Here is a 6,491-nt window from a genome sequence, read left to right on the forward strand (position 1 = left end):
CGAAGATCGAAGGAAGTGAAACTGTTCAACGGGAGTGAAACTCCGAGGTTTAATCATCGCATCACTCACCAAAGAAAGTGTTTTTCGGGACCTTGATTCCACTAGAGGAAGCTGTCAGTCCGACTCCAGGCATAACCGATAACACCCCAACATCCCTGGCTTTTGAGATGGACGAGGTAAACTTCGAACATGCACTGGCAACTATCGACTCGGAAAAAGACAAATTTAAAGCTTTCTGTAACGAGTCCATCCCGTCTTCAAAGGGGAGCAGCTCCAGCTGTTTCAAAGCGGTTGCTTGCCACTCATAAAAAGCATTTGCAAGCGCTTCGTTTTCGTTCCATTTCTCTGCAAAATTCTCACCAGCGGTTGTCTCATTCCATATGTAATAGTGCTTTTTGCCAAATGACTTTTGTTGTTCGATGAAGAAAGGCATATACCTTATTACATCAAGCAGGACGTCCAAATCGTTTTCGTAGACCTTATGAGCCACGATGTACTGATAACTCTTTGCCGCAAGAGTTGTAATGATTACAGAGATAGGTGCAATCGTTGGATCTGCAATAAAATGCTTGTCGCGGTGATGCTTGCACAGTTGTATACACCTTTTCAGATATCCTTTTATAGGTTCATTGAAAGGGAAGGGTTCAACAGCGGCTCGCATTTCGGCATTCTCGAAAAGCATTGCCTTCTGAGCGACAAACTCGGGTTGCAGCTCGGCTCTCTCCTCGAACCAAGCTTGGTATCCCTTTGGATTTGAGGGCTTCCACTCAAGGAGCGTCTTGTCAGGTACGCACTCGCCGCCATTAGTGCAGTTTGGATTCCGGATGGAAGGAGTGATGTCGAGGTGAAATTCGTTTGCATAGTTGATGCGCCAGCACCGCCCTTTTTCTTCAATAGAATAGCGGCCATTTTCTGTGAGCCTGTCGCCCACGAGCCGTTTTAGGTAATCGGGAGAGGAATTGAGTGAGAGATGGGGGACGTGACAAATCAAGTCGACATCGTATTCGCTTCGTCCAATCGGACGAACAGACGTCCCAAGGCTCATCGAGCCTTGCGGGTAGATTTTGCAGCTTCTGAGGAAGATATTTTCCGCCTCAGCAAGCCAGACTCCGATGGTTTCGTACCGGTCTTTCGCGAGTTGGTACTGTGTCTCGGTCAACTCCAATCCACGGCAAACTGCCTCAAGAACACCAGCGACCTGCTCCCTCTTTTTTACCTCGGGAACTGCAGCCATTATCCCTCCTGCTTGAACCACACAAACACGTCAGTATCAATATATTGTGTACCGGTCCGTATTCACTCACAATATATAGGGAATGTCAAGGCGTAAATTTGCGGTCTGTTCTTTTGCGCCAAGGGAATAGACCAAAGGTCGGGCCTTCAATAGCGTCGCAGTCAAATGAAGATGAGCGTCCTTGGGCGTGGTCACCGACTGGTGAGAGAGTTCTCTTCGAAAGCAAACCAAGATCTTGGAGCCATTCCCCGGAACCTATTCAGTTTGAAGTGATAGCGACATCTGCCCAGCCGTTTTCCACAGTTACAGGGGCATGGCTGTTTATTTGCAACACGTCGCCTCATGGCCAACAGCTTAAGAGCTGCAACTACATCATCCGGACCGCTGAGGTCTAAAACCTCAACGTAGTCATCAAGGATGCCTCTTTTGCCGTGTCGGAGTTCACTGAACGCGAACCCACCGCCATCTGCCAGCCTCTTCGAAACGGCATAAAGGAAAGGGACTATACACTTTGAGGCAAAACCTGTCAGTGTCGGTTCTTGTGCGACCCGTATGAGGATACTGAGAGGTGATCCGAGGCATAAAGTGTCATCAGGATTGATGTGGAAGGTGCCATCCCTCGGGATTCTTCCTCCTGTTTCCTTCACCGTCGGTATCTCCTTTGGAAAAGAAGAAGGTACCTCAAGTTCTAGTTCGTAGGCATCACATATTTGGGTCGCTGCGGGAGGCGTTCCGCAAAATGTAAAGGTTCCGCGAAGTATGACTCCTTTATCCCGGCATGGCCTTAACGTCATGCCAGGATAATCATCAAGAAACCTCTGAACCCCTTGTCGATCAGCCGGTCTCACTCGAGTTCCTGTTCCCAAGGTTTTGGTGGCGTTGCTTCTATCGAGTGTGATTTGGGCACGATGACGGATATGCCTTGGGCCAGCCCGAGACTTTTTCTAAGGTCTCCGACTTCCATTGTGGCACCGAATTTTTGATTGGCCTGCTCTACAATGAAAGCCGGATCCTCGGCTTTAGTTAAGTTGCCGAAGTCACTCCGTACCTGCTGCAGCCAAGCCCAGAAGTTCTGCTCAAGACGAAGATGGCTACACTCCGGCCTTGACCACCGATCCGTAAAGTCTTCATCAGGGTTGACAGGGTTAGGTACTCTGGGAGTTGTTGTGCCTACGAATTTCTCCATACCGCACAAGATTCCGGACAAGGCTGCCTGAAGGTCGGTTTCTCCGCTATATGCTCTTGCTGCCAAAGTTGTAATGATAATAGAGATAGGCTTGACATCGGGGTCGTCCTGGAACATCAGGTCACGATGCCGTTTAAGGAGTTGGACGCAGCGCTGGAGCGGAGTTTTCCTTTTATATACCGGGATTTCATCGACCTGCGCTTTCTCCAGAACGGTACGGAAGGACTCGTTCATTCGTGACTCAAACCATTTGGCATACCCTTCCGGATTGCTAATGTTCCAGTCTTCACAAATATTCCGGTAGCGCGGGTGACGATCATCCGTAATTGATACTGTGAGATGCGCGACTGACTCTGCGAGAATATCATCATGCCAGGATTTCCTGAGCGACTCAAAGAGCATACCCCTCCTCGCATCATCGGCGGGTATACATGGAACGATATCCATATGGAAATCCAGGTGATCCTGATACTCCAGGCGCCAACACCGGTGTTTCTCTTCAAGAGGTGCTGCAATTCCTCTGGCTTTCCGGTAGAGATCGATTTCCCTGCCAATGATTGCCTTGAGCGACTCTTGAGTATGGGAAAGTTTTGTGACGCCGTGGCGCAGCTCACATCCGAGATCAAGGTCGTAGGCGTCACCTTCAACAAGCGGACGGATAGCCGTCCCCAAGCGGAAGGAACCCTGAGGGAAAATGTGGGGATCGTAGGCCTCGCATTCCGATCCTTCCCGCCCTAGCCACTCTCCAATATCACCATAACGGTCTGTTGCCCTCTCATATGCAGAGTCCGGCAGTTCAAGTACCGAGGTCAGCTTTTCAAGTAGCAGCCGCTTCTGTTTGTCAGTCATCATCGCGACACCCTCCGTTCGATAAAAGCCATATTGGGGGAATTAAGTAAAGATTTCTTAAAAATCAAATAGCGCAAGCAGTCATCGTAGGGCACGTGCTCCTCATTCAATATCTGTCGGCGGTACATTTTTTAAAAAACTCTCATCAAGTGGGCACCGTCTCTGACCCAGAAGCTCCAGCAGCTACAACTGTACCGATCATCTTCGAAATTTAGTGGTTCTAAACACAAACGTGATCAACCTAAACATGGTCAATCCAAAGATCAAGAGAGACTTGAATTAATTATTTCAAACAGGTTAATGCGTGACAGGGATGAGTCTCCGGTAGAGTTTTGGCGTGGCATCTAAGATCATCCGAGACGTTGATGGGGGCAAAGTGAGGTGGTAGTCTACCGGCTGGAACAGTAGAAAGCGATACACCCGAACATTTTTTCCTTGGCGCATCTATCGCAGCTTCTTGGTCTCTTCCACATTAAATTCGAACCTGCAGTCCAGTGGTGAAGTGCCGAATCGTATGTCACCGCCTCTTCCATATGGGCCTCCTGTTGATTTCGCGTTCACACCTTCCTGATTATATGCCGTAACGGCGTGAATAGTCAGTCAATCGCAAATACCGGGGGTCCTGCAGTAATGCGGGCGATGCCTGAGAAATCGCCTGGAGGCATTGCCTCAATTCCCTCGGAGCCCATGGTTGATCATTGAGGACCGCATTCAGGAGGCGAAGTGCTTCCTCTGGAAACCTTTCCGCTAAGCCGGATTGATGTAGCAAATGGACAATGTAGTGCGGATGCTCGATTGGCTGAAGCCAGTCCAATACCGCTGACAGGACTGAAGGAAATTCTCCACGCCCAGCGATACTCAAGCGAGCAAGCGACTCAGAAATACCATTTGACGCCAAGTCGCGAGATTTCGGCCAAATTTGCAGCCAAAAGGGTTGAATGCGGTTTTTCCAGTAATCCTCTCGCTGCTCTCCTGCTCCCTCAAGTGCATGAAACAGTGCCTGCGCCGCTTCATGCAACCCCTCCTGCGGTAAATGGCCAATGGCAGTGCGATAATCCTGCACCGTATAGGTATCTACTGGGTCTAATGCGGCGTAGGTTAGGAATGCCGCGAATTGTCGAGCGTGCTCCCCTAGTTCTGAATAGTGATTGACAGTGTTGAGAAACTGAGTTTTCAACGCAATCATCAGGGGGTGATACAAGCGGGGGGACCAAAGGAACCCTTGCCAAAGGGCTTTTGCTTCGATAGGGTTTCCGGCCCAGTCGAATAGCGGCAGCAAGTGCCTCTCCGTCCAACATCGGTCTACGCGGAACAGAGCAATCAATCGTGAGGCCAACAGAACTCGACCATACCGGAACAGCTCGACTGCAGTGTTGCAAAGCTGCGTGAAGAATGGATCCAAATCGTCGGGCAGCTTCTCGTTGTCGTTTGGCTCCCTTTTGAACCAAAGATTCAGAAGTGCTTGGGTGATGTGGCCAACGGGATGATTGATGGCCCTAGTTACAGTCTGTTCAGTGTCCACCCCATCCTGGGGCTGCAGATTAAGTATGCGCCTACAAATGTCAAGAAGGACAGTTTCATGCCTATCGATCACCTTGGAAACCGCCTCCAGCCACCACGTGATACCATGTGCAATTTCCTGCAAAACTTTGTCGGGCATGGTTTGGACAAGCGGGGCAAGGAATCGCCATGAACGCAATACCAGCTCTCCCTCACTCCACACCTGTAATGCCTCGCGCCAGCGTTCGGCTGGCCAAAGGCCTGCTCGGGCGAGTTCACACAGAGCATAAGCACTATGAAAGAACCGAGTGCGGCAGGTCTCGCGCCAAGTGTCTTCATAGAAAGGGCGTTGGGAAGTTGCCGGCTGTTTCAGCCAAGTGACCAGTTCACGCCGTTTGCGCGGCGCCAGGTCGATATCACGACTAGTTTCGTAATCTGGATCTCCAGTTCCGCTCATCCAACTTGAAAACTCATCGCGCTCGTTTGCAGCCAGCTTCCATTCCGGGTTTGATGCGGACAAAGCACTCAATCGGTGCAAGGCAGCATGACCAAGATTGCGACCGCTATCCTGAAGCTTTGCAAGATGTAGCCAAACCTGGTGATCGACCAGGTACTGCCAGCGCTCGGGCTCGAGGTCGTCCCGATACATCTCACGGGGGGGACCCGCCAGTATTGCGGCTTCCAGCTTTGCTCTGGTATCTGTCTTGAGATGAGCACCTTGAAGTACTAATAAGCGCAAAGTTTCCCGCTTAGTATCTACTGCCCACAGCCACCTCGAGCCGTCGCCCATTAGCCAATCCGCCCATGTATCGGCCGGGATGCAGCCTTGACAGCTTGCGGCGAACAGCGCAAGACGCTTAAACGTTGGGTATGGCAGGGCGAACCATCCGCACGCTATTGCCGTTGCCTGGGCAGGATTGAGCTCACGAACCGCCAGCCACGCATCGCGTAGCAATTCAATAAGTACAACCCAATCTCGGAAGCCACGGTTCTGCCAGTGCGGACTAATGGATGGGAGATCCCAAGGAGAGCGATCACTTAGATCATCAGCCTCCCCCAATTCGCGAAGAAGATCGAGTGCATCGCGCAGCAATTGGTGGAAGTCGTCAAGCAGCAGGGGGATCGCATCTCGCCATTGACTAGCTTCAGACAAATCATGCATTGAAGAATGGACGTGGTCGGCTTCCAGAACCAATTCGAAGTCAACGAGCTCTTTTAGACGGTCCGGAGGACCGTGGTCCTCATCATCCTCCACCCACCTAAAAGGCTTTTTCAGAGCGATTTTAGGCGCAAGCAATTCGCGCAACTCCAGTCGAAGTGTTGCAGTCAGACCGTCACGTTTAAGCCGGTCCTTCCATCTGTACAAATCCAGGTCCCGCCACGGTGATTTTACTCGGCCAGTCAATAGGAGGCGCCACAAAATGCGCATCAATGGCTGTGGGATCGCATTCGGGGCTTTTGACCGGATTTCATCTAATTCAGCCGTTTTTCCTTCTCGCTCAAGCCGGGAAAACTTGTCTAACTCTGCCTCAATCAACCACAGCCATCGACCGCGAAGTTGTCCTCCATTCTGGACTAGCCAAAGGATCAATTGTCACTGGTAATGCAAAAATGACCCAAAAGCGGTAACGAAAAGTGTACCACCCGGGAACCCGTGGTATCCCTTCCAGAGAAAGGGGGGGATGCCGATGATTTCCACGGAGGCGTACATGGACATTCTCG

The 6,491-nt window shown here is 50.8% G+C and carries 4 protein-coding genes; all 4 read right to left on the reverse strand.

From position 1 onward, the window contains the following. Positions 1 to 61 precede the first annotated feature (61 nt). The gene (locus ACYVL5_RS21895; RefSeq protein WP_460597695.1) at positions 62 to 1,234 is read right to left on the reverse strand and encodes a nucleotidyltransferase domain-containing protein; all 1,173 of its coding nucleotides are present in this window, start codon (positions 1,232 to 1,234) and stop codon (positions 62 to 64) included. Positions 1,235 to 1,425: 191 nt separating this feature from the next. Next, complete coding sequence (locus ACYVL5_RS21900; RefSeq protein WP_460597696.1) at positions 1,426 to 2,082, reverse strand: ubiquitin-conjugating enzyme family protein; 657 nt, start codon at positions 2,080 to 2,082, stop codon at positions 1,426 to 1,428. Continuing rightward, positions 2,079 to 3,272, reverse strand: coding sequence for a nucleotidyltransferase domain-containing protein (locus tag ACYVL5_RS21905; protein ID WP_460597697.1), 1,194 nt, complete (start codon positions 3,270 to 3,272; stop codon positions 2,079 to 2,081). The genes ACYVL5_RS21900 and ACYVL5_RS21905 overlap by 4 nt, the downstream gene beginning before the upstream one ends. 568 nt (positions 3,273 to 3,840) lie before the next feature. After that, positions 3,841 to 6,306: a hypothetical protein gene (locus ACYVL5_RS21910; RefSeq protein WP_460597698.1), complete on the reverse strand. Its 2,466-nt coding sequence runs from the start codon at positions 6,304 to 6,306 to the stop codon at positions 3,841 to 3,843. Between the last annotated feature and the right edge of the window lie 185 nt (positions 6,307 to 6,491).

The organism is Geomonas sp. Red276 (assembly GCF_054784495.1).

Coding starts and splice junctions, on each gene's coding strand:
- ACYVL5_RS21895 (WP_460597695.1), bottom strand. CDS start 1,234: ATGGCTGCAGTTCCCGAGGTAAAAAAGAGGGAGCAGGTCGCTGGTGTT.
- ACYVL5_RS21905 (WP_460597697.1), bottom strand. CDS start 3,272: ATGATGACTGACAAACAGAAGCGGCTGCTACTTGAAAAGCTGACCTCG.